General features: G+C 67.2%; 16 protein-coding genes. 13 read left to right on the top strand and 3 right to left on the bottom strand.

The genetic code is table 11. The features are described 5' to 3' along the window. The first annotated feature begins 78 nt into the window (after positions 1-78). Genes ACXYMN_RS06810 through ACXYMN_RS06825 form a run of 4 tightly spaced genes read left to right on the top strand, consistent with a single transcriptional unit; the run spans position 79 to position 5,223 of the window. Complete coding sequence (locus tag ACXYMN_RS06810) at positions 79-2,211, top strand: AAA family ATPase (protein ID WP_459012765.1); 2,133 nt, start codon at positions 79-81, stop codon at positions 2,209-2,211. Continuing rightward, positions 2,211-3,185 (top strand): HNH endonuclease family protein, encoded by a 975-nt coding sequence (locus ACXYMN_RS06815; RefSeq protein WP_459012766.1) that lies wholly within the window; start codon positions 2,211-2,213, stop codon positions 3,183-3,185. The genes ACXYMN_RS06810 and ACXYMN_RS06815 overlap by 1 nt, the downstream gene beginning before the upstream one ends. Before the next feature lie 18 nt (positions 3,186-3,203). Next, complete coding sequence (locus tag ACXYMN_RS06820) at positions 3,204-4,394, top strand: DUF2235 domain-containing protein (protein WP_459012767.1); 1,191 nt, start codon at positions 3,204-3,206, stop codon at positions 4,392-4,394. Positions 4,395-4,431: 37 nt separating this feature from the next. Then, on the top strand, positions 4,432-5,223 hold the full coding sequence (locus ACXYMN_RS06825) for an SseB family protein (protein ID WP_459012768.1): 792 nt from the start codon (positions 4,432-4,434) through the stop codon (positions 5,221-5,223). A 145-nt stretch (positions 5,224-5,368) separates the two neighbouring features. Here ACXYMN_RS06825 and panC read toward each other — a convergent pair whose 3' ends face one another. Both panC and panB read right to left on the bottom strand, forming a co-directional pair. Beyond that, the gene (gene panC, locus ACXYMN_RS06830) at positions 5,369-6,211 is read right to left on the bottom strand and encodes a pantoate--beta-alanine ligase (protein WP_459012894.1); all 843 of its coding nucleotides are present in this window, start codon (positions 6,209-6,211) and stop codon (positions 5,369-5,371) included. Beyond that, positions 6,208-7,038, bottom strand: coding sequence for a 3-methyl-2-oxobutanoate hydroxymethyltransferase (gene panB, locus ACXYMN_RS06835; protein ID WP_459012769.1), 831 nt, complete (start codon positions 7,036-7,038; stop codon positions 6,208-6,210). The genes panC and panB overlap by 4 nt, the downstream gene beginning before the upstream one ends. A gap of 168 nt (positions 7,039-7,206) precedes the next feature. Here panB and ACXYMN_RS06840 point away from each other — a divergent pair, with 168 nt between their 5' ends. The 9 genes from ACXYMN_RS06840 to ACXYMN_RS06880 all read left to right on the top strand — a co-directional run bounded on the left by ACXYMN_RS06840 (position 7,207) and on the right by ACXYMN_RS06880 (position 17,904). After that, entirely contained in the window at positions 7,207-8,676 is a 1,470-nt protein-coding gene (locus tag ACXYMN_RS06840) for an ABC transporter substrate-binding protein (protein ID WP_459012770.1), read from the top strand. Between the two features lie 223 nt (positions 8,677-8,899). Further along, the gene (locus tag ACXYMN_RS06845) at positions 8,900-9,217 is read left to right on the top strand and encodes an antibiotic biosynthesis monooxygenase family protein (protein WP_459012771.1); all 318 of its coding nucleotides are present in this window, start codon (positions 8,900-8,902) and stop codon (positions 9,215-9,217) included. A 92-nt stretch (positions 9,218-9,309) separates the two neighbouring features. Beyond that, positions 9,310-10,254, top strand: a complete 945-nt coding sequence (locus ACXYMN_RS06850; RefSeq protein ID WP_459012772.1) for an ABC transporter permease — start codon at positions 9,310-9,312, stop codon at positions 10,252-10,254. Then, positions 10,251-11,066: an ABC transporter permease gene (locus tag ACXYMN_RS06855; protein WP_459012773.1), complete on the top strand. Its 816-nt coding sequence runs from the start codon at positions 10,251-10,253 to the stop codon at positions 11,064-11,066. Before ACXYMN_RS06850 ends, ACXYMN_RS06855 begins: the two co-directional genes overlap by 4 nt. Further along, positions 11,063-12,667, top strand: a complete 1,605-nt coding sequence (locus ACXYMN_RS06860; protein ID WP_459012774.1) for a dipeptide ABC transporter ATP-binding protein — start codon at positions 11,063-11,065, stop codon at positions 12,665-12,667. The genes ACXYMN_RS06855 and ACXYMN_RS06860 overlap by 4 nt, the downstream gene beginning before the upstream one ends. Next, complete coding sequence (locus ACXYMN_RS06865; protein WP_459012775.1) at positions 12,657-13,397, top strand: SDR family oxidoreductase; 741 nt, start codon at positions 12,657-12,659, stop codon at positions 13,395-13,397. The genes ACXYMN_RS06860 and ACXYMN_RS06865 overlap by 11 nt, the downstream gene beginning before the upstream one ends. 1 nt (position 13,398) lies before the next feature. After that, positions 13,399-14,394: a P1 family peptidase gene (locus ACXYMN_RS06870; RefSeq protein ID WP_459012895.1), complete on the top strand. Its 996-nt coding sequence runs from the start codon at positions 13,399-13,401 to the stop codon at positions 14,392-14,394. Positions 14,395-14,517: 123 nt separating this feature from the next. Further along, positions 14,518-17,406 (top strand): error-prone DNA polymerase, encoded by a 2,889-nt coding sequence (locus tag ACXYMN_RS06875; RefSeq protein WP_459012776.1) that lies wholly within the window; start codon positions 14,518-14,520, stop codon positions 17,404-17,406. 150 nt (positions 17,407-17,556) lie between these two features. After that, a complete protein-coding gene (locus tag ACXYMN_RS06880) occupies positions 17,557-17,904 on the top strand; it encodes an antibiotic biosynthesis monooxygenase family protein (protein WP_459012777.1) in 348 nt (115 codons plus the stop codon). Here ACXYMN_RS06880 and ACXYMN_RS06885 read toward each other — a convergent pair. Continuing rightward, entirely contained in the window at positions 17,895-18,698 is an 804-nt protein-coding gene (locus tag ACXYMN_RS06885) for an undecaprenyl-diphosphate phosphatase (protein ID WP_459012778.1), read from the bottom strand. The genes ACXYMN_RS06880 and ACXYMN_RS06885 overlap by 10 nt on opposite strands. Positions 18,699-18,848: the final 150 nt, after the last annotated feature.

The raw sequence follows: 18,848 nt of genomic DNA on the forward strand, positions 1-18,848 counted from the left end.
CCATCGCGGGAGCTATTTCAGGCATTCCTTTTCATGCGCCTTGTTGATCGCACCTCTGTCCCCGTTCCCAGGGAACTCATGTCCGCGCCCTACGCCGCGGGACGGGAGGCCTTTCTCAAATATCTGTTGCTTGACGGCAAGGAGCGGGCGCAAACCCGCGTTCCGGACCGGACATTGCCGGACAAGCCGCAGGTCCTGCCGGCGCTGCTCGAACTGTTCCAGGGGAAATGCGCATTCTGCGAGGGCAGTGGGACGCCGCTTGTGCCGTACCGCTTCCGTCCGCCGAACGGGTTGAGCGACCCGGACCTGAGCGATGCGCATATCTATTACGCATGGTTGTCCGATGTCTGGCAGAACCTCTATCCGATCTGCACCGACTGCGGGGCGCGGTCGGCGCATGGCCGGATTTTTCCGGTCGATGGCGCGCGGCTGAGGGTGCCGGATGTGTCGGCCTATGCCGCCTTTGTCGAGGCCGGGACGGGTGTGTGGCCCGAGCCTTTCGACGAGGCGCAATTGCTGTTCGACCCCTGCGTGGACGATGCCTTTGCACAAGGGCTGAGTGTCGATGCCGACGGGGTGTTCGAGGCCGGGGACGACCGCGCCGGGATCACCATCGAGGTGTTCGACCTCAACCGCGACGCGCTGGTCGAAAGGCGCCGCATCGCGATCGCGGATGCCGAGGCGAAATGGGCGGAACATCCCGATTGGCAACCGCCCGGGATCGCGGAATTTCACGCCAGCCTGATGTTCCGGCGGGCGCATCGCACGGTGCCCGAGCAAGCCGAGCCGCCGGAGCTGATCGCGCGGCGGAAATCCTTTGTGGACTTCTCGATCGCGGAGGCGAAGCGCCGGGCGGCGGAAGAGCCGATCAAGGCCTATTCCCGCCTCGCTCATGTGGAGATCGAGAGCTTCAAGGGCATCGCCAGGGCGGCTTTCGACATCCCGCCCGCGCCGTCCGAGGATACCGCCGCCGCGCTGTTGATCCTGGGCGAGAACGCCACCGGTAAAAGCTCGATCCTGGAAGGTATCGCGCTGACCATGATCGATCACGAAGCCGTCGAGGCCCTGGGTGAAGACCCGGTCAGCTATCTGCTCGATCCGGCCTTCATGGGCGTGGCCTGGATGGCGCGGGCACCGGAGGCGCGGGTACTGTTGCGGTTTGAGGGGCGCGATGGCCGCGGCGACGTGGATCATCTGCAGCTCAGGGTGACGCCGGACCGTATCACGAGTTCCGGCTCGGAGATGGGCATCCCGATCTTCGCCTACGGGGCCTATCGCCACTACCAGTCCAATCAGCGTCTGTGGCGGGCGGACCGTGCGGTGCGGTCGCTGTTTCACTCGGACGACCTGCTGTCGAACCCCGAGAAGTGGCTGCTGTCGCTGCCGGAGGACCACTTCGACATGGTGGTGCGCGCGCTGCGTGTGGTCATGGGCGGCGGCTTCCGCATCATTCAGCGTGAAGAGAAACGCTGCCTGGTGATCGTCGAGGAAGACGGCGTGTCGTTGCGGACCCCGCTCGATACCGTGTCCTCGGGGTTTCGCACCATCCTTGCGCTGACATGCGACCTGATGCGCTGGGCGATGAGACATCCGCGGTTCGGCACGCTGGAAAGCTATCCCGCGGTGGTGCTGATCGACGAGGTCGAGGCGCATCTGCATCCGCGCTGGAAAGTGTCGATCATGGACGGGCTCAGGCGGGCCTTCCCGGCGGCGACCTTCATCGTCACGACGCATGATCCCCTGTGCCTGCGCGGCATGCGCGACGGCGAGGTGATGGTGCTGCAACGGGTGCCGGGGGTCAGTCGCGACACGGATCTTCCGGTATTCGTCGATACGCTGCGCGAATTGCCGGATGTGACCAAGCTGACCGTCGAGCAGCTCCTGACCTCGGATCTGTTCGACCTGTTCGACACCGACGATCCCCGCACGGGGCAGGCGATGGCGGATCTGGCGGATGCGCTGGCGGTGTCCCGCGCGGCGATCGAGACCGGAACCGACCTTGCCGAGGATGTGCAGGCCACGATCCAGAAATTCCAGACCGAGGTGCGCGGTGCGCTGCCTGTCGGCTCGACCGAAGTGGCGCGCATCGTCGAAGAGGCGGTGGCGGAATACGTGCTGGCGACGCGCCATGCCACGGCGACGCGCCGCCGGAGCTTGCGGCAGGCGACCAAGGACAAGATCAAGCGCGCCCTGGCACGGGAGTCGGGCTGATGCGCCGGGTGAACCGTGGCGACATCGCTCCGCCCAGGGTGCTGACCGAGCCCGGGCGGCCCGGGCCGAACGAACTTGAAAAGGTGCGCGCCCATCGTGCCGATCCGGCCACGCGCGACAAGAGCTTCAAGTTCGCGGTCTACAAGCACGATGAGGTGAAGGCCGCGCTCGAGCATCTGTTCCACGGCAAATGCGCCTACTGCGAGACGTTCTATTCCGCGCAGGCCCCCGTCGACGTCGAACATTTTCGCCCCAAGGGGGCTGTTGCCGATGCTCCCGACCATCCCGGCTACTGGTGGATCGCGATGGCGTGGGACAATCTGCTGCCGTCCTGCATCGACTGCAATCGCCGCCGCAAGCAACAGGCCCCTGACCCCAAGGCGTCGCTGTCAGAGCTTGTGGCCGGGGCGCGGACCGATACCCAGACGGGCAAGAAAGACGCCTTTCCGGTCGCGGGAACACGGGCGGCGGTCGATACCGACGCCCTGGAACTGGAACGGGCCTATCTGATCGATCCCTGCCGCGACGACCCGATGGCGCATATCGAGTTTCACCTCGATCCCGGTGATCTGTGGCCGCTGGCCTTGCCGAAACGTCCCCCCGGTGCGGCGGCGGTCGCGGCGGGCCTGGGTGATGGCGCGGCGATTGCGGAACATGCCGAGGCGTTGGGGCTTTCGGTGCGCGGCGCGGTGTCGATCCAGGTCTACGGGCTGAACCGACTGGGGCTGGTGCAAAACCGCGCGCGCCTGCTCAAGCATCTCGAGTTTCTGCGCGGACTGATCTTCGAAATCGACATCATCGCCGCCGACCTCGATGCCCATGCCGACCCTGCGGTGCGCCGCGCCTCGGCGTCGCTGTCGGATCTGTCGGATCGCATCCTTGAGGAATTGCGCGCGATGACCGCCCCCGAGGCGCCCTACAGCGCGCTGGTGCAGCAGTGGTGCGACCGATTTCTCGATGAGCTCAATGCCTGAACACAAGGAACCCCCCCGATGCCCAAGAAAATCGTGATTCTTCTCGATGGAACCTCGAACCAGATTTCCACGAAGAAGCGCACCAATATCCTGCGCCTCTACGGGTGCCTGCTGAAACGCGACGACCAGGTCGTCTATTACGACCCCGGCGTCGGCACCATCGGCGACGAGAACGCCTGGCTGTCGACCTGGCGCAAGGTGCAGGAGGTGTGGGGCATGGCCACCGGCTGGGGACTCGACGCCAACGTCAAGGACGCCTACCGCTTCCTCGTCGAGACCTACGATCCCGGTGGCAAGGACGCCGACGGCAACACGATCCCGGCGGACGAGATCTACCTTTTCGGCTTTTCGCGCGGGTCCTATTCGGTGCGGGTTCTGGCGGGGTTCCTGCATGCCTTCGGCATCATCCAGAGCCGCAATCTGAACCTGCTCGACTATGCCTATCGCGCCTACAAGCGGATCGGCGAGGATGGCGGCGACAATGCCTTCGCCGAGATGCGCCTTTACGAACGCATCCTCGATCCGGTGCGCCCGTCGATCCGCTTCATGGGGCTGTTCGACACGGTCGCCTCGGTGATCGAATGGGGGCCGTTCGGGCCCCGGCTGAAATCGCACGCCTTTACCAAGACCAATCCCAGCGTGCAGAGCGTGCGGCAGGCGATGGCGATCCACGAACGCCGCACGATGTTCCGCGGCAAGCTCTGGCCGATGGGTCAGAAATACAAACCCAATCGCTTCATGAAGACCGAGGATGCCGAGGACCAGGATGCGCGCGAGGTCTGGTTCTGGGGCGTGCACGGCGATATCGGCGGCGGCTACCCAGAGGCGGAATCGGGCCTCGGCAAGTTGCCCCTGGTCTGGATGATCGACGAGGCCAAGGCGCAGGGCGCGGGGTTCTGGACGGCGACGGTGAACAAGGTGGCCCGGGGCGGCAGCGCGGACGACGAGTATGTCGCGCCCGACCCGCTGGGGCCGCGGCACAATTCCATGTCCTGGGCCGCGGCGCTGATGGAAGGCTTGCCCCGGATCAAGCCCGAGGATTCGAAAAAGCCCGATATCGCGGGCTGGTATCTGCCCCGCTGCGACCGCCGCACGATCCCGGAAGGTGCGCTTGTGCACTGGTCGGTCAAGGTCCGCGCCGAGCACAAGGGCTACTGGCCGCGCAACATGCCCGAAAGCTACGAGATCGAGGGGTCGGCACCGGACTGACTTGCCCCCGGGGGGCGCGCCCGCTACCTCGCCGGTCATGGAACATGAAACGCCCCTTGATGCCGCCTTTGCCGCGATGGAGGCCGCACCCGAAGACGATGCGGCGCGCCTGCGCTTTTACGAACGTCTCGCCGATACCGAGCTGAACCTGCTGCTGGCCAGGGAGATGGCGGGGGAAACGCTCGATCCCGAGATATTCGAGGTCGAGGATGCTTCTTTCGTGCTGGTCTTCGATACCGATGCGCGGATCGCGGGATTTGTCGGCAAGCCCGCACCCTACGCGGCGCTGCCGGGCCGGGTGATTGCGACCATGCTGGCCGGGCAGGGCATCGGGCTGGCGCTCAATATCGAGGTCGCGCCCTCGGCGCACCTGGTCCCACCCGAAGCGGTGGCCTGGCTTGCCGAGACGCTGGGCCACGGGCCGCAGGAGACAGCGGCGAAACCCTCGGAGCTGCACCCGCCCAAGGGCCTGCCCGAGGCGCTGCTGACGGCGCTGGATGCCAAGCTCGGGCGCGCGGCGGGTCTGGCGCGCAAGGCCTATCTGGCGGGCGTGACCTATGACGATGGCAGCCGGGGACACCTGCTGGGCATCACTGGCGCGAAGGACGGTGCCGAAGGGCCGCTGGCCCGTGCGGTCAACGAGGCGCTGGTGTTTTCCGGCATCGAGGCGGGCGCGCTCGACATCGTGTTCCTGGCCGACAGCGATGCGGTCACGGCGCGCATCGCGCGGGTGGGTCTGCGGTTTGACCTGCCCGAACCCGCGACCGGGGCGCGCGTGGTACCGACGGCCCCGGGAAGCGATCCGGACAAGCCGCCGAAACTGCGCTGACAGCGGCGCTGTCGGGGCGGCGTGCGGGGACGGGAGCGAGGGGCCAGCCCCTCGCGCTCCCCGGAGTATTTCGGGTCCGATCGTGACCTGCGTCGCCTGTGTCCGGGCGTGGGACGCGGGGGTGACCGGGCGGTGCGGCGCTGGATCAGACGGGGATGTTGTCGATCAGCCGCACGCCGTCCAGCCATGCAGCGGCGAAGAGGCGCGCGGGCGCATCGGCCCGGGTCAGGGGCGACAGGTCGTCGGAGGCACGCAGTTCAAGGTATTCCACTCGCTCGAACCCCGCGCCGATGAGCTGCTGCGTGGCGGTGGTGATTGCGGGTTGCGTCGCGTCGCCCTGACGCAGCGTATGCGCGACCCGCGTCATTTCGGCGTGCAGGCGAGGGGCCACCGCGCGGGCCCTCTGCCCGAGCCGGGCATTGCGCGACGACATCGCCAACCCGTCGGCATCGCGGACCGTCGGGCACCCGGTGACCGTGATCGGTATGTCGAGATCGCGGGCCATGCGGCGCACCACCTGCAATTGCTGGAAATCCTTTTCGCCGAAGAAGGCACGGTCGGCGCCGCTTTGCAGAAACAGCTTGGACACCACCGTCGCGACCCCGTCGAAATGCCCCGGGCGCTGCGCGCCGCAGAGCACGTCGGTCAGCCCCGCCACGGACACGTTGGTGGCAAAACCCGCCGGGTAGATCTGGTCCGGGCCGGGGGCATAGACCGCATCCACCGCGAAAGGCGCCAGCTTCGCCGCATCGTCGGTCTCGGTGCGCGGATAGGCGTCGAGGTCGCCAGGGTTGTTGAACTGCCTGGGGTTCACGAAAATCGTCACGATCACCCGGTCGCAGGCCGCTTTTGCCGCCGCCACGAGGCTCAGATGTCCGTCATGTAGCGCGCCCATGGTGGGCACCACGCCGACAGTGGCACCGGCGGTGCGCCATCCGGTGACCGCGTGGCGCAGATCGGCCCTGTCGCGGATGATCGTCGCCATCAGGACCGGCCCGGTGCCTGGTCGGCGAAGACATGTTCGGGGCCGGGGAAGCGGCGGGCGCGCACGTCGTCGGCATAGCGTGCGATGGCCGTCTCGGCATCGTCGCCCAGGTGGGCGAACCGCTTGACGAATTTTGCCTTGAACGCGGTGAAGAGGCCCAGCATGTCGTCGACGACCAGCACCTGCCCGTCGCAGTTCGCCGAGGCCCCGATGCCGATGGTGGGGATCGCCACGGCCTCGGTGATGCGGTCGGCCAGCGCCTCGGGGACCTTTTCCAGCACCAGGGCGAAGGCCCCGACGTCCGCGACCGCGGCGGCATCGCGCATCAGCCGGTCGCCGGCGGCACTGCGGCCCTGCACCTTGTAGCCGCCCAGCGTATTGATGGATTGCGGCGTGAGCCCGATATGCGCCATCACCGGAACACCGCGCGCGGTCAGAAAACCGATGGTGTCGGCCATGTCGGCGCCGCCTTCCAGCTTGACCGCGCCGGCGCCGGTTTCGGACATGATCCGGGCGGCACTGCGGAACGCCTGTTCGCGGCTTTCCTCGTAGCTGCCGAAGGGCATGTCGACGACCATCATCGCACGGGCAAGACCGCGCCGCACCGCCTGACCGTGCAGGATCATCATCTCCATCGTGACGCCCAGCGTCGAGGGCAGGCCATGCAGCACCATGCCGACGCTGTCGCCGACGAGGACAAAATCGCAATGGGCGTCCATCATCTGCGCCATGGGCGTGGTATAGGCGGTCAGGCTGACGATGGGGGTCTTGCCCTTCATCGCGCGGATATCGTCGGGCAGCGGGGCGGTCTGTCTCGCGGTGGCGCTCATCGGCGTCTCCTGTGGCGCGGGGCATTCGAGCGCGCGTCTAGCACTTGCGGCCTGAGCGGACCAGAGGGGCCGCGCCGAACCGGGGATGATCGTGACCGGCAGCGCTCGGTGCTTGATCGCCGCGCCAATCCGCACAACACTGGCCCAAATCGCCAAGGAGGCTTTCCGATGTTTCGCCGCACCCTGACCGCGCTCGCGCTCTGCGCCAGCCCCGCGCTTGCCCAGCAGACCGACCTGACCCTTGCGCTCCAGCTTGAGCCGCCGCATCTTGACCCGACCTCGGCTGCGGCGGGGGCCATCGACAGCGTGCTTTACGCCAATGTCTTCGAGGGGCTGACGCGCTTTGCCGCCGACGGATCGGTGCAGCCCGGCCTGGCGGAAAGCTGGGACATCTCGGATGACAGCACCACCTATACCTTCACCCTGCGCCCCGGTGTCACCTTCCATGACGGCTCGGTCATGGATGCCGAGGACGTCAAGTTCAGCCTCGATCGCGCCCGCGCCGATGACAGCGTGAATGCGCAGAAGGCCCTGTTCGAGGGCATCGCGGATGTCAGCGTTGTCGATCCGCAGACCGTTGCCGTGACGCTGTCGCAGCCCGACGGCAACTTCCTGTTCAACATGGCATGGGGCGATGCGGTTGTCGTCGCACCCGAAACCATCGACGGCATCAAGCAGACCCCCGTGGGCACCGGCCCGTTCAGCTTTTCCGAATGGGTTCAGGGCGACCGGATCGAGCTGGTCCGCAACGCCGACTACTGGGGCGAGGCCCCGGCGCTCGAGGCGGTGACCTTCAAGTTCATCTCGGACCCGACGGCGGCCTTCGCGGCCATGATGGCGCAGGATATCGACGCCTTCGCGGGCTATCCCGCGCCCGAGAACCTGCCCCAGTTCGAGGTCGATCCGCGCTTTCAGGTTCTCGTCGGCTCGACCGAGGGCGAAACGATCCTTGCGATGAACAACAAGCAGGCACCTTTCGACGATCCCGAAGTGCGCAAGGCGGTGGCCCACGCCATCGACCGCCAGTCGATCATCGACGGTGCGATGTTCGGTCAGGGCACGCCGATCGGCACCCATTTCGCGCCGCACAATCCCGATTACGTCGAGTTGAAGGACCTGTCGCCCTACGATCCGGATCTGGCGCGTCAACTGCTGGCGGATGCAGGCTATGGCGAGGGCTTCTCGACCACGCTCAAGCTGCCGCCGCCGTCCTATGCCCGGCGCGGCGGAGAGATCATCGCGGCGCAGCTGCGCGCTGTCGGGATCGAGACCCAGATCACCAATCTGGAGTGGGCCCAATGGCTCGAGGAAGTGTTCCGCGGCAAGGATTTCGGCCTGACCATCGTCAGCCATACAGAGCCGTTCGACATCGGCATCTATGCCCGGCCCGATTACTACTTCCAGTATGACAACGCCGAGTTCCAGAGCATCATGAAGAAGCTGACGGCGACCACCGACCCCGACGCGCGGTCGGATCTGATGGGGCAGGCGCAGCGCAAGATCGCCGAGGATTATGTCAACGTCTACCTGTTCCAGCTGGCCTTTCCGACGGTGGCCGATGCGCGTCTGCGCGGGCTGTGGCAGAACCAGCCGACCCAGGCCAACCCGCTGGCACAGGTGTCCTGGGCGACCGAGTAGTCCCGCGATTTGCCCGTTGCGACCGGGCCGTCCGCGCGGCCCGGCGCGTCGGTGGGACACGTCGCGCCCGGTCGCGCGCCGTTCGTTCGTGATGGCGCCCGGTCGCGCGCCTTTCGCCCGCGATGGCGGTGACACCCGTTCGCGGTGGCGCCCCGCCATCAAAGGCCTTGCGCGCGACGCGGACGCGTCAGACGTGATATATTGCCGATACGGAGGATCCGACATGCTCGATATCAAGGCCAACACCGCCCATCAGACCGTCATCACCACGTTCGAATGTTCGCCCGGAACCTGCGCCGACCTCATGGCGCTGCTCGAATCGGCCTATGCCGAGTTCATCTCGCATCAGCCGGGGTTCCTCGCGGCTGGGCTGCATGTGAACGATGCCGAGACGCGGATCGCGAATTATTCCCAGTGGCAGACGCGCGACGATTTCAAGGCGATGCTGCGATCCGACGAGATGCGCAAGCGCAACCGCGAGATCGCGGGGCTCTGTTCGCGCTTCGAGCCGGTGATGTACGAGGTTTCCGCGACCTTCTGAGCCTGTGGGTCGGCGCGCGGCGGGCGGTTGAAAACCGCATCCCCGGCATTCTGCTGCTGGACCGTCGCGGCACCGCATCCTAACGTGCCCCCATGCTGCGCTATGCCCTCCGCCGCCTGATCTCACTTGGCCTGAGCCTGCTCGTGGCCTCGCTGGTGATCTTTCTGGTGGTCGAGGTCGCGCCCGGCGATCCGGCCAGTTACATGCTGGGGATCAACGCCCAGCCGGACACGGTCGCCGCGCTGCGCGCCGAGCTGGGCCTCGATGTACCGAAATGGCAGCGGTACGGCGCGTGGTTGGGCGGCATGCTGACCGGGGATTTCGGCACCTCCTATACCTATCGCACACCGGTCGCCGACATGGTCGCGGACCGGCTCTGGATATCGCTGCCGCTGGCGCTGTTTGCGCTGCTGCTGTCCACCCTTCTGGCCTTTCCGGCCGGGCTCTATGCGGCGGCCAAGCGCGGGCAGGCGGGTGACATGGCGGTGATGGGGGCGACGCAGCTGGGCATCGCGGTGCCGAATTTCTGGTTCGCGATGCTTCTTGTGCTGTTCTTCGCGATCAATCTTCGCTGGTTTTCGGCGGGCGGTTTTCCCGGCTGGGACGACCCGCTGCTGGCCATCAAGGCGCTGACCCTGCCCGCCGTGGCGCTGGCGCTGCCGCAGGCCGCGATCCTGGCGCGGGTCATGCGTTCGGCGCTGATCGACATCATGGCCGAGGATTTCATGCGCACGGCGCGCGCCAAGGGTCTGACCCGGGGCCAGGCCTTGTGGCGGCACGGGCTGCGCAATGCGCTGATCCCGGTGCTGACCATCATCGGATTGCAGTTTTCCTTCCTGCTGGCGGGGGCCATCATCATCGAACAGGTGTTCTTTCTGCCCGGGCTCGGGCGGCTGATCTTCCAGGCCATTTCGCAGCGCGACCTGATCGTGGTGGAGTCGGTGGTGATGCTGCTGGTCTTCGCGGTGATCCTGGTGACTTTCGTGACCGATCTGGCCTATGCCGCCGCCGATCCGCGCCTGAGGAAACGGCCATGAAGCGGTCGCTCCTGCCCGGTGCGCTGCTGTCGGGGGTCTTTCTTGTCGCGGCGGCGATCTCGTTCGTCTGGACGCCCTACGCGGTCGACGGCATGGACATCGCCAACCGCCTGCAACCGCCCTCGGGCGGGCACCTTCTCGGCACCGATCACTTCGGGCGCGACATCCTGTCGATGATCATGGTGGGCGCGCGCACATCCATCGCCGTGGCGCTGGTGGCGGTGGGGATCGGCATGGGGCTGGGCGTGCCGCTGGGGCTGGCGGCGGCGGCGCGGCATGGCGGCTGGCTCGACGAGATCATCATGCGCGGCAACGATCTGGTGTTCGCCTTCCCGAGCCTGGTCATCGCGATCCTGATCACCGCCATTGCCGGGCCATCCGCGACCAATGCGATCATCGCCATCGGCATCTTCAATATCCCGGTCTTCGCGCGGCTGACGCGGGGGGCGGCGCTGTCGATCTGGGCGCGCGAGTTCATCATGGCGGCGCGGGTCGCGGGCAAGGGGCGGGCGCAGATCTCGGTCGAGCATATCCTGCCCAATGTCACCAACCTCTTGATCGTGCAGGGAACGATTCAGTTCTCCTTGGGTATCCTCGCCGAGGCCGGGCTGTCCTATGTGGGGCTGGGCGCGCAGCCGCCGGTGCCGTCCTGGGGGCGGATGCTGGCGGATGCGCAGACCATGGTGTCGCTGGCGCCGCATGTGGCGCTGATGCCGGGGCTGGCCATCGTGTTCACGGTGCTGGGCCTGAACCTGCTGGGTGACGGGCTGCGCGACGCGCTCGACCCCAAGCTGCGCGAGGTGCGGGCATGAGCGTGCTCGAGGTGACCGACCTTTCGGTGCGCTTCGGAGCGCTCACGGTGCTGGACCGCGTGTCGCTCTCCATCGCCCCGGGCGAGATCCTGGCGCTGACCGGTGAAAGCGGGTCGGGCAAGTCGATGACCGCGCTGGCGACGATGGGCCTCTTGCCGCGCGCCGCGACGCAGAGCGGGACCATCAGGCTGGGCGCGCATGTGGTCAGCGATCTGCCCGAGCCCGCGCTTTGCGGGTTGCGCGGGCAGGAAATGGGTATGGTCTTCCAGGAGCCGATGACGGCGCTCAATCCGGTGCAGCCCATCGGCCGACAGGTGGCCGAGACCGTGCGTCTGCACCGTGCGACGACGCCCGCCCGGGCGGAGGAGCTGGCGCGCGCCGCGCTCGACCGCGTCGGGCTCGAGGCGATCCCGCTGGGGCGCTTTCCGCATGAGTTGTCGGGCGGGCAGCGGCAGCGCGTGGTGATCGCCATGGCCACCGCGCTGCGCCCGAAGCTGCTGGTCGCGGACGAACCGACCACGGCGCTCGATGTCACCACGCAGGCGCGCATCCTCGATCTTTTGACCGGCCTGGCGCGCGACGAGGGCATGGCGCTGTTGCTGATCACCCACGATCTTGCGGTGGTGCACGGCATGGCCGACCGGGTCGCGGTGATGAACAAGGGCCGGATCGTCGAGCAGGGGCCGACCGCCCAGGTCTTTGCCGAACAGCGCCACGCCTATACCCGTGCGCTTTTTGCGGCCTCGCGCCACCGCGCCACGCTGGCCCCGCGCACCGCCGTGACGCCACTGCTGGAAGTTGCCGCGCTCGGGCAAAGCTATGCATTGCCCCGGACGCGCCTGTTCGGTCCGCGCCCGACCTTCGATGCGCTGAGCGATGTCACCTTCACCATCCGCGCGGGCGAACGGGTCGGTCTGGTCGGCGAAAGCGGATCGGGAAAATCCACCCTGACCCGCGCGATCCTCGGGCTCGAGGCTCCGCGCGCGGGTCTTGTGACGCTTGCAGGGGCCGACGTGGCCCCGGGGCGCACGCCGCGCGCGACCCAGGCCAAGATGCAGGTGGTCTTCCAGGATCCCTACGGCAGCTTCAATCCGCGCCACGATGTCGCGCGGCTGATCACCGAGCCGTTTCACCTGATGCGCGATGCACCGCGCGGCGCCGCGCGCGAGGCCGCCATCGCCGAGGCACTGACCGCCGTGGGCCTGTCGCCCGGGGATGCCAGCCGCCATATCCACGCTTTTTCCGGCGGACAGCGCCAGCGCATCGCCATCGCGCGGGCGTTGATCACCCGGCCCGAACTGATCATCTTCGACGAGGCGGTGTCGGCGCTCGATGTGCGGGTGCGGGCGCAGATCCTCGATCTGATCGCCGATATCTCGGAGCGGTTCAACCTGGCCTACCTCTTCATCAGCCATGATCTGTCGGTGGTCCGCGGCATCACCACCCGCGTGCTGGTTCTGCAAAAGGGTCGGATTGTCGAGGAAGGGCCAACCGAGACGGTGCTGACCGAGCCGGTCCATCCCTATACACAAGAGCTGATCCGCGCCGCACCGGTGCTGCCAGAGAGTCTCGTCACAAAGGAGAGCTTGCATGCGACTTGAAGGGAAACGGGCCGTGGTGACGGGCGCGGGGTCGGGCTTTGGCGCGGGTATTGCGGCGCGCTTTGCCGCCGAAGGGGCGCGGGTGGTGGTGGCCGACATCAATGCAGACGCCGCCCGCAAGGTGGCCGAGGCCTGTGGCGGTATTGCCGTGACCGTCGATGTGGCCTCGGGTGAAAGCGTGGCCGCGATGGTGGCCGAGGCGCAGCAGGCGGTGGGCGGCATCGATATCCTGGTGAACAACGCGGGCATCACCCATCTGCCGATGCCGATGGAGGACGTGCCCGAGGCCGAGTTCGACCGGGTCTTCGCGGTCAATTGCAAGTCGGTCTATCTGACCGCGCGCGCCGTGGTGCCGCTGATGAAGGCGCAAGGGTCCGGCGTGATCGTCAACGTGGCCTCGACCGCCGGGCTGTCGCCGCGCCCGGGTCTCAACTGGTACAACGCCTCGAAAGGCTGGATGGTGACGGCAACCAAGACCATGGCGGTGGAACTGGCCCCTGCCGGCATTCGCGTAAACGCGCTCTGCCCGGTGGCGGGCGAGACGCCGCTCTTGGCGTCGTTCATGGGCGAGGACACGCCCGAGATGCGCGCGAAGTTCCTGTCGACGATCCCGCTGGGGCGGTTCTCGACGCCCGAGGACATGGCCAATGCGGCGCTTTATCTGGCGTCCGACGAGGCGGGCATGATCACCGGCGTGGCGATGGAGGTCGACGGTGGCCGCTGCATCTGAGATGCGTCCCGGACCGCGCAACCTGATCACCGATGTGGCGGGGCTGCGGGTCGGCAATGCCGAGGACCGCGCGCTGAAATCCGGCACCACGGTGCTGGTGGCGGATGCGCCCTTCGTGGCGTCCGTCGCGGTGATGGGCGGCGCGCCCGGCACCCGCGAGACGGATCTGCTGGCCCCCGACAAGACCGCGCCGGGGGCCGATGCGCTGGTGCTGTCGGGCGGGTCTGCCTTCGGTCTGGCCGCGGCGCAAGGGGTGATGGATGCGCTGGCCGAGGCCGGGCGCGGCTTTGCGGTTCTGTCGGCGAAAGTGCCCATCGTGCCGGCGGCGATCCTGTTCGATCTGCTGAACGGCGGCGACAAGGGATGGGGCGAAAACCCCTATCCGGCGCTTGGCCGGGCGGCGCTCGGCGCCGCGTGCGCGGACTTCTCGCTTGGATCTGTTGGGGCCGGAACCGGTGCGCAGACGGCGCAGGTCAAGGGCGGGCTTGGTTCTGCGTCGCTGGTGTTGCCGTCGGGGGTGACGGTGGGCGCGCTGGTGGCGGTCAATCCGATGGGCTGTGTCACGACGCCCTCGGGGCGGCATTTCTGGGCCGCGCCCCATGAGGTGGGCCAGGAATTCGGCGGGTTGGGCCCCGATCCCGAGGCCGGGCTGCGCGCCCTGCCGCCGTCGCGGAAGCTGGCGGCGATGGCGGCGCTGGGCAACACCACCATCGGGATCGTGGCGACCGATGCCGCACTCGACAAGGCGCAGGCCTACCGCATGGCCGTTGCCGCCCATGACGGGCTGGCGCGCGCCATCCAGCCCGCGCATTCGCCGCTGGACGGCGATCTGATCTTCTCGGTCGCGACGGGGGATCGCGGGCTGTCGGATCCGGTCGCGGACGTTGCGGCGTTGGGGCATGCCGGGTCGATCTGTGTCGCGCGGGCCATCGCACGGGCGGTCTGGGAGGCCACGCCCGAGCAGGGCGATCTGCTGCCGACGTTCCGGGGCGTGTGACAGAGGTCGCAGGTCAGGCGCCACTTCGGGACTCACGGTCGGGACACACGGTCGGGACTCACAATTGGAACAAAAGTAGAACATACTGCCGGGGAAAGCTGATGATTCCCGCATTGTGTTCCCATGTCCGTCGAACTGAGCATCACCTCGAACTTCACCTTCCTGCGCGGTGCGTCGCACCCCGAGGAATATATGGAACGTGCCGCGCTGGCGGGGCTCGACGCGATTGCCGTGGCTGACGAGAACTCGGTCGCGGGGATCGTGCGGGCCTATCAGCGCGCGCGAGAGATCGCGCGCGTGGTGGCCGAACGCGCCGATGCCGAGGCGGTGGACGGCCCCATCGGCCCGCCCGCGCCCGAGGGCTGCGCCCCGGCACCGTCGCTGGCCATCCGCAACGTGCCCCGGCTAATCCCGGCGGCGCGGCTGGTCCTTGCCGAGGGGCTGGAAATCACCGCGCTTGCCGCCACGCGCACCGGCTGGGCGCGGCTTTGTCGGCTGATCTCGAAGGGGCGGCTGCGCGCGCCCAAGGGACAGTGCGATATCCGGCTCGAGGACCTTCTGGACGACGCCGAGGGCCTGGAACTGGTCCTGTTCGGCCCCGAGGTCGCGGATGAGCCGAACTGGACGCCGCTGGCCCGCAGGCTTGTGGCGCGGTTTCCGGACCGTACGCATCTGGGGTTGGCCCCGCGCTACGACGGCGGCGATGCGGCGCGCCTCAATCGGCTGGCACGGCTGGCGGCGGCGCTGGGCATCGAGACGGTGGCCTCGGCGCGCCCGCTGATGCATCACGGGCGGCGGCGCAAGCTGGCGGACGTGCTGAGCGCCGTCAGACTGGGCTGCCGCGTCGACGCGCTGGGCCGCGCGGCGCTGGCCAACGGCGAACAGCGTCTGCGGTCGGCGCCCGAGATGCGCCGCCTGCTGGGGCGGCACGCGGACGCGCTGGACCGGGCGGGGCGGCTCGCGGCGCGCTGCACCTTCGACCTGGGCAGCCTGCGCTATGAATACCCCTCCGAGATCACCGACGGAGAGACCGCCGATCAGCGCCTCGCGCGGCTGGCCCGCGAGGGGCTGAACTGGCGCTATCCCACCGGCGCGCCCGGGAAGGTGCGCGGCCTTCTGGAGCATGAACTGGCGTTGATCGCGCAGCTGGCCTATGCGCCCTATTTCCTGACCGTGCGCGATATCGTGGCCTTCGCGCGCGACCGGGGCATCCTGTGCCAGGGGCGCGGCTCGGCAGCCAATTCGGTGGTCTGCTACGCGCTGGGCGTGACCTCGGTCAGCCCCGAGATCGGCACCATGGTGTTCGAACGTTTCGTCTCGGAGGCGCGCGACGAGCCGCCCGATATCGACGTCGATTTCGAACATGAGCGCCGCGAAGAGGTGATCCAGCACATCTACGAACGCTACGGGCGGCATCGCGCGGGCCTCTGCGCGACGGTGATCCATTACCGCGGCAAGCGCGCGGTGCGCGAGGTAGGCCGTGCCATGGGCCTCAGCGAGGACACCATCGGCGCGCTCAGCTCGCAGCTTTGGGGGTTCTTTTCGACCAATGGGCTCGAGGAGGCCCGGATGCGCGAGATCGGTCTTGATCCGGACGACACACGGCTGCGCCTGACGATGGAACTGATCTACGAGGTCATCGGTTTCCCGCGCCACCTGTCGCAGCATGTGGGGGGCTTCATCATCACCGAGGGCCGCCTTGATGAACTGGTCCCGATCGAGAACGCGACGATGGAGGACCGCACCGTCATCTGCTGGGACAAGGACGATATCGACACGCTGGGCATCCTGAAGGTGGACGTGCTCAGCCTTGGCATGCTGACCTGTATCCGCAAGGCGTTCGATCTGATGCGGCAGCATCACGGGGTCAGGCACACGCTGGCGACGCTGCCGCCCGAGGATCCGAAGGTCTATGACATGCTGTGCCGGGCCGACAGCATCGGCGTCTTCCAGGTCGAAAGCCGTGCGCAGATGAACTTCCTGCCACGCATGCGTCCGCGCAGCTTCTACGACCTGGTGATCGAGGTGGCGATCATCCGCCCCGGGCCCATTCAGGGCGACATGGTCCATCCCTATATCCGGCGGCGCAACGGCGAGGAAACGGTGAGGTTTCCGTCGGACGCGCTGGGCGAGGTGCTGGGCAAGACGCTGGGCGTGCCGCTGTTTCAGGAACAGGCGATGCAGATCGCCATCATCGGGGCGGGGTTTTCGCCGTCCGAGGCAGACCGTCTGCGCCGGGCGCTGGCCACCTTCAAGAAACATGGCAACGTGTCGGAACTGCGCGACCGGTTCCTGCGGGGGATGCGGCGCAACGGCTATGACCAGGAATTCGCCGAACGGTGTTTTTCGCAGATCGAGGGATTCGGATCCTACGGCTTTCCCGAAAGCCACGCGGCAAGCTTCGCGCTGCTGGTCTATGCCTCGGCGTGGATCAAGTGCCACCATCCCGGGATCTTTGCCTGCGCGCTGCTGAATGCGCAGCCGATGGGCTTTTACGCACCCGCGCAGATCGTGCGGGATGCGCGCGAACACGGGGTTCCGGTGCGGCCCGTGGCGATCAACGAAAGCTACTGGGACAACGTGATGGAGCCGGACGGGCAGGGCGGGCTCGCGCTGCGGCTGGGTTTCCGGCAGATCAAGGGCTTGCCCGAGGAGGACGCCGCCTGGATGTGCGCCGCGCGGGGCAACGGCTATCTGTCGGTGCGCGATGTCTGGCGGCGGGCGGGGCTGGAACCGCGGGTGGTGGCGCGGCTGGCGGAAGCCGATGTGTTCGCGGCGCTGGGGCTTTCGCGGCGCGAGGCGCTGTGGGAGGCCAAGGCGCTGGCCGGTGACAAGCCGCTGCCGCTGTTCGCGGGCGACATGGAGGGCGAGGGCATCGTCGAGCCTGCCGCCCACCTGCCGCAGATGAGCGAGGGCGAAGAGATCGTCGAGGATTACGTGGCCATGCGCCTGACCCTGCGGCGGCATCCGGTGGCCTTGCTGCGGCCACTCCTGACGCCGCAGCCGGGGTGAGGTGCCAAAATCTTGGTCAAGATTTTGAGTCGCCGGGATGTCGAGATCTCAAAAATTTGTTGAAATTTTTGCGCGCGTTCGTTCGGTTATCGACGCAGTATTCGCGTGCCGCCCCTTGGCCCCTGTTCCGACCCCCAACGGAGTACTCCAATGATCGCCATCATCTTCGAAGTGATCCCCGCCGAGGGCCGCCGCGACGATTACCTCGACATCGCCGCCGAGATGCGGCCCCTGGTCCACGAGGTCGAGGGTTTCATCAGCGTCGAGCGGTTCCAGAGCCTGACCGACACCGACAAGCTGCTCTCGATCTCGTTCTTCGAGGACGAGGCCGCGGTGCAGCGCTGGCGCACGCTTTCGGCGCATCGCAGCGCCCAGGCCAAGGGGCGCGGCGGCGTCTTTTCGGACTATCGGCTCAAGGTCTGCCACGTGCTGCGCGACTACGGCATGTTCGACCGCGAGGACGCCCCCGAGGACAGCCGCGCGGTGCATCACGCGTAGGCATAGACCAGCAGGGCAACCCCGAGACCCAGGCGGTAGATCACGTAGGGCGTAAAGCTGACCGACCGCAAGAGGCGCATCATCAGCGACAGCGCGGCCAGCGCGGCCCCGAAGGCCATCGCCGCACCGATGGCGCAATCGCGCAGCGGCAGGGGATCGGGGCTGGTGATCGCCTCGAGGCCGAGCAAGCCGCCAGAGGCAAGAATGGTGGGAATGGACATCAGCATGGCCAGCTTTGCAGCACTCTGGCGGTCATAGCCCAGCTGCCGCCCGCCGGTGATGGTGATGCCCGACCGCGAGGTGCCGGGGATCAGCGCCAGCACCTGCCACAGCCCCATGATGACCGCGTGGCGCAGGGTCCAGTTTTCAGCGCGCGCGGTTTCCGCGCCCCGGCGGTCGGCCCAGTAGAGCACCACGCCGAAGACGATCATCGCCCAGCCGATCACCGCGACCGACCGCAACGCCTCGTCAAAGCCCGACAGGCGCAGCAGCAGGCCCGCGGCCATCACCGGGATCGTCGCGATCAGCAGGCAAAGCGCCAGAAACGCGCCGGCGGTGTCGATCTTGCCGCGCAACAGTCGCATCGTGCCGGCCAGAGCCACGCGCACATCCGCCCAGAAATAAAGGATCACCGCCAGAAGCGTGCCCACATGCACCGCCACATCCAGGGCCAAACCCTGATCTTCCGCGCCGGTCAGCTGCGGCAACAGGATCAGATGGCCAGAGGACGAGACCGGCAAGAACTCTGTAATGCCCTGAATAAGCGCAAGAATCAGCAGGTGGAAAAGCGACATGAGCGATGAACCGCACTAGGGGAAAGCCTGAGGCCCTGCTATAAACGCCCTGTTTTCAAAAGGAAGCGCGAAAATAGGTAAAAAATCGGACCTAATTTTCAGCGCCAAAGCGAAAAAAAGATTGATCCGCAGTAAATTTCTTTGATAAAG

It is taken from the genome of Roseivivax sp. CAU 1753 (assembly GCF_054482575.1).

Coding starts and splice junctions, on each gene's coding strand:
- ACXYMN_RS06810 (WP_459012765.1), top strand. CDS start 79: ATGTCCGCGCCCTACGCCGCGGGACGGGAGGCCTTTCTCAAATATCTG.
- ACXYMN_RS06815 (WP_459012766.1), top strand. CDS start 2,211: ATGCGCCGGGTGAACCGTGGCGACATCGCTCCGCCCAGGGTGCTGACC.
- ACXYMN_RS06820 (WP_459012767.1), top strand. CDS start 3,204: ATGCCCAAGAAAATCGTGATTCTTCTCGATGGAACCTCGAACCAGATT.
- ACXYMN_RS06825 (WP_459012768.1), top strand. CDS start 4,432: ATGGAACATGAAACGCCCCTTGATGCCGCCTTTGCCGCGATGGAGGCC.
- panB (WP_459012769.1), bottom strand. CDS start 7,038: ATGAGCGCCACCGCGAGACAGACCGCCCCGCTGCCCGACGATATCCGC.
- ACXYMN_RS06840 (WP_459012770.1), top strand. CDS start 7,207: ATGTTTCGCCGCACCCTGACCGCGCTCGCGCTCTGCGCCAGCCCCGCG.
- ACXYMN_RS06845 (WP_459012771.1), top strand. CDS start 8,900: ATGCTCGATATCAAGGCCAACACCGCCCATCAGACCGTCATCACCACG.
- ACXYMN_RS06850 (WP_459012772.1), top strand. CDS start 9,310: ATGCTGCGCTATGCCCTCCGCCGCCTGATCTCACTTGGCCTGAGCCTG.
- ACXYMN_RS06855 (WP_459012773.1), top strand. CDS start 10,251: ATGAAGCGGTCGCTCCTGCCCGGTGCGCTGCTGTCGGGGGTCTTTCTT.
- ACXYMN_RS06860 (WP_459012774.1), top strand. CDS start 11,063: ATGAGCGTGCTCGAGGTGACCGACCTTTCGGTGCGCTTCGGAGCGCTC.
- ACXYMN_RS06865 (WP_459012775.1), top strand. CDS start 12,657: ATGCGACTTGAAGGGAAACGGGCCGTGGTGACGGGCGCGGGGTCGGGC.
- ACXYMN_RS06870 (WP_459012895.1), top strand. CDS start 13,399: ATGCGTCCCGGACCGCGCAACCTGATCACCGATGTGGCGGGGCTGCGG.
- ACXYMN_RS06875 (WP_459012776.1), top strand. CDS start 14,518: ATGTCCGTCGAACTGAGCATCACCTCGAACTTCACCTTCCTGCGCGGT.
- ACXYMN_RS06880 (WP_459012777.1), top strand. CDS start 17,557: ATGATCGCCATCATCTTCGAAGTGATCCCCGCCGAGGGCCGCCGCGAC.
- ACXYMN_RS06885 (WP_459012778.1), bottom strand. CDS start 18,698: ATGTCGCTTTTCCACCTGCTGATTCTTGCGCTTATTCAGGGCATTACA.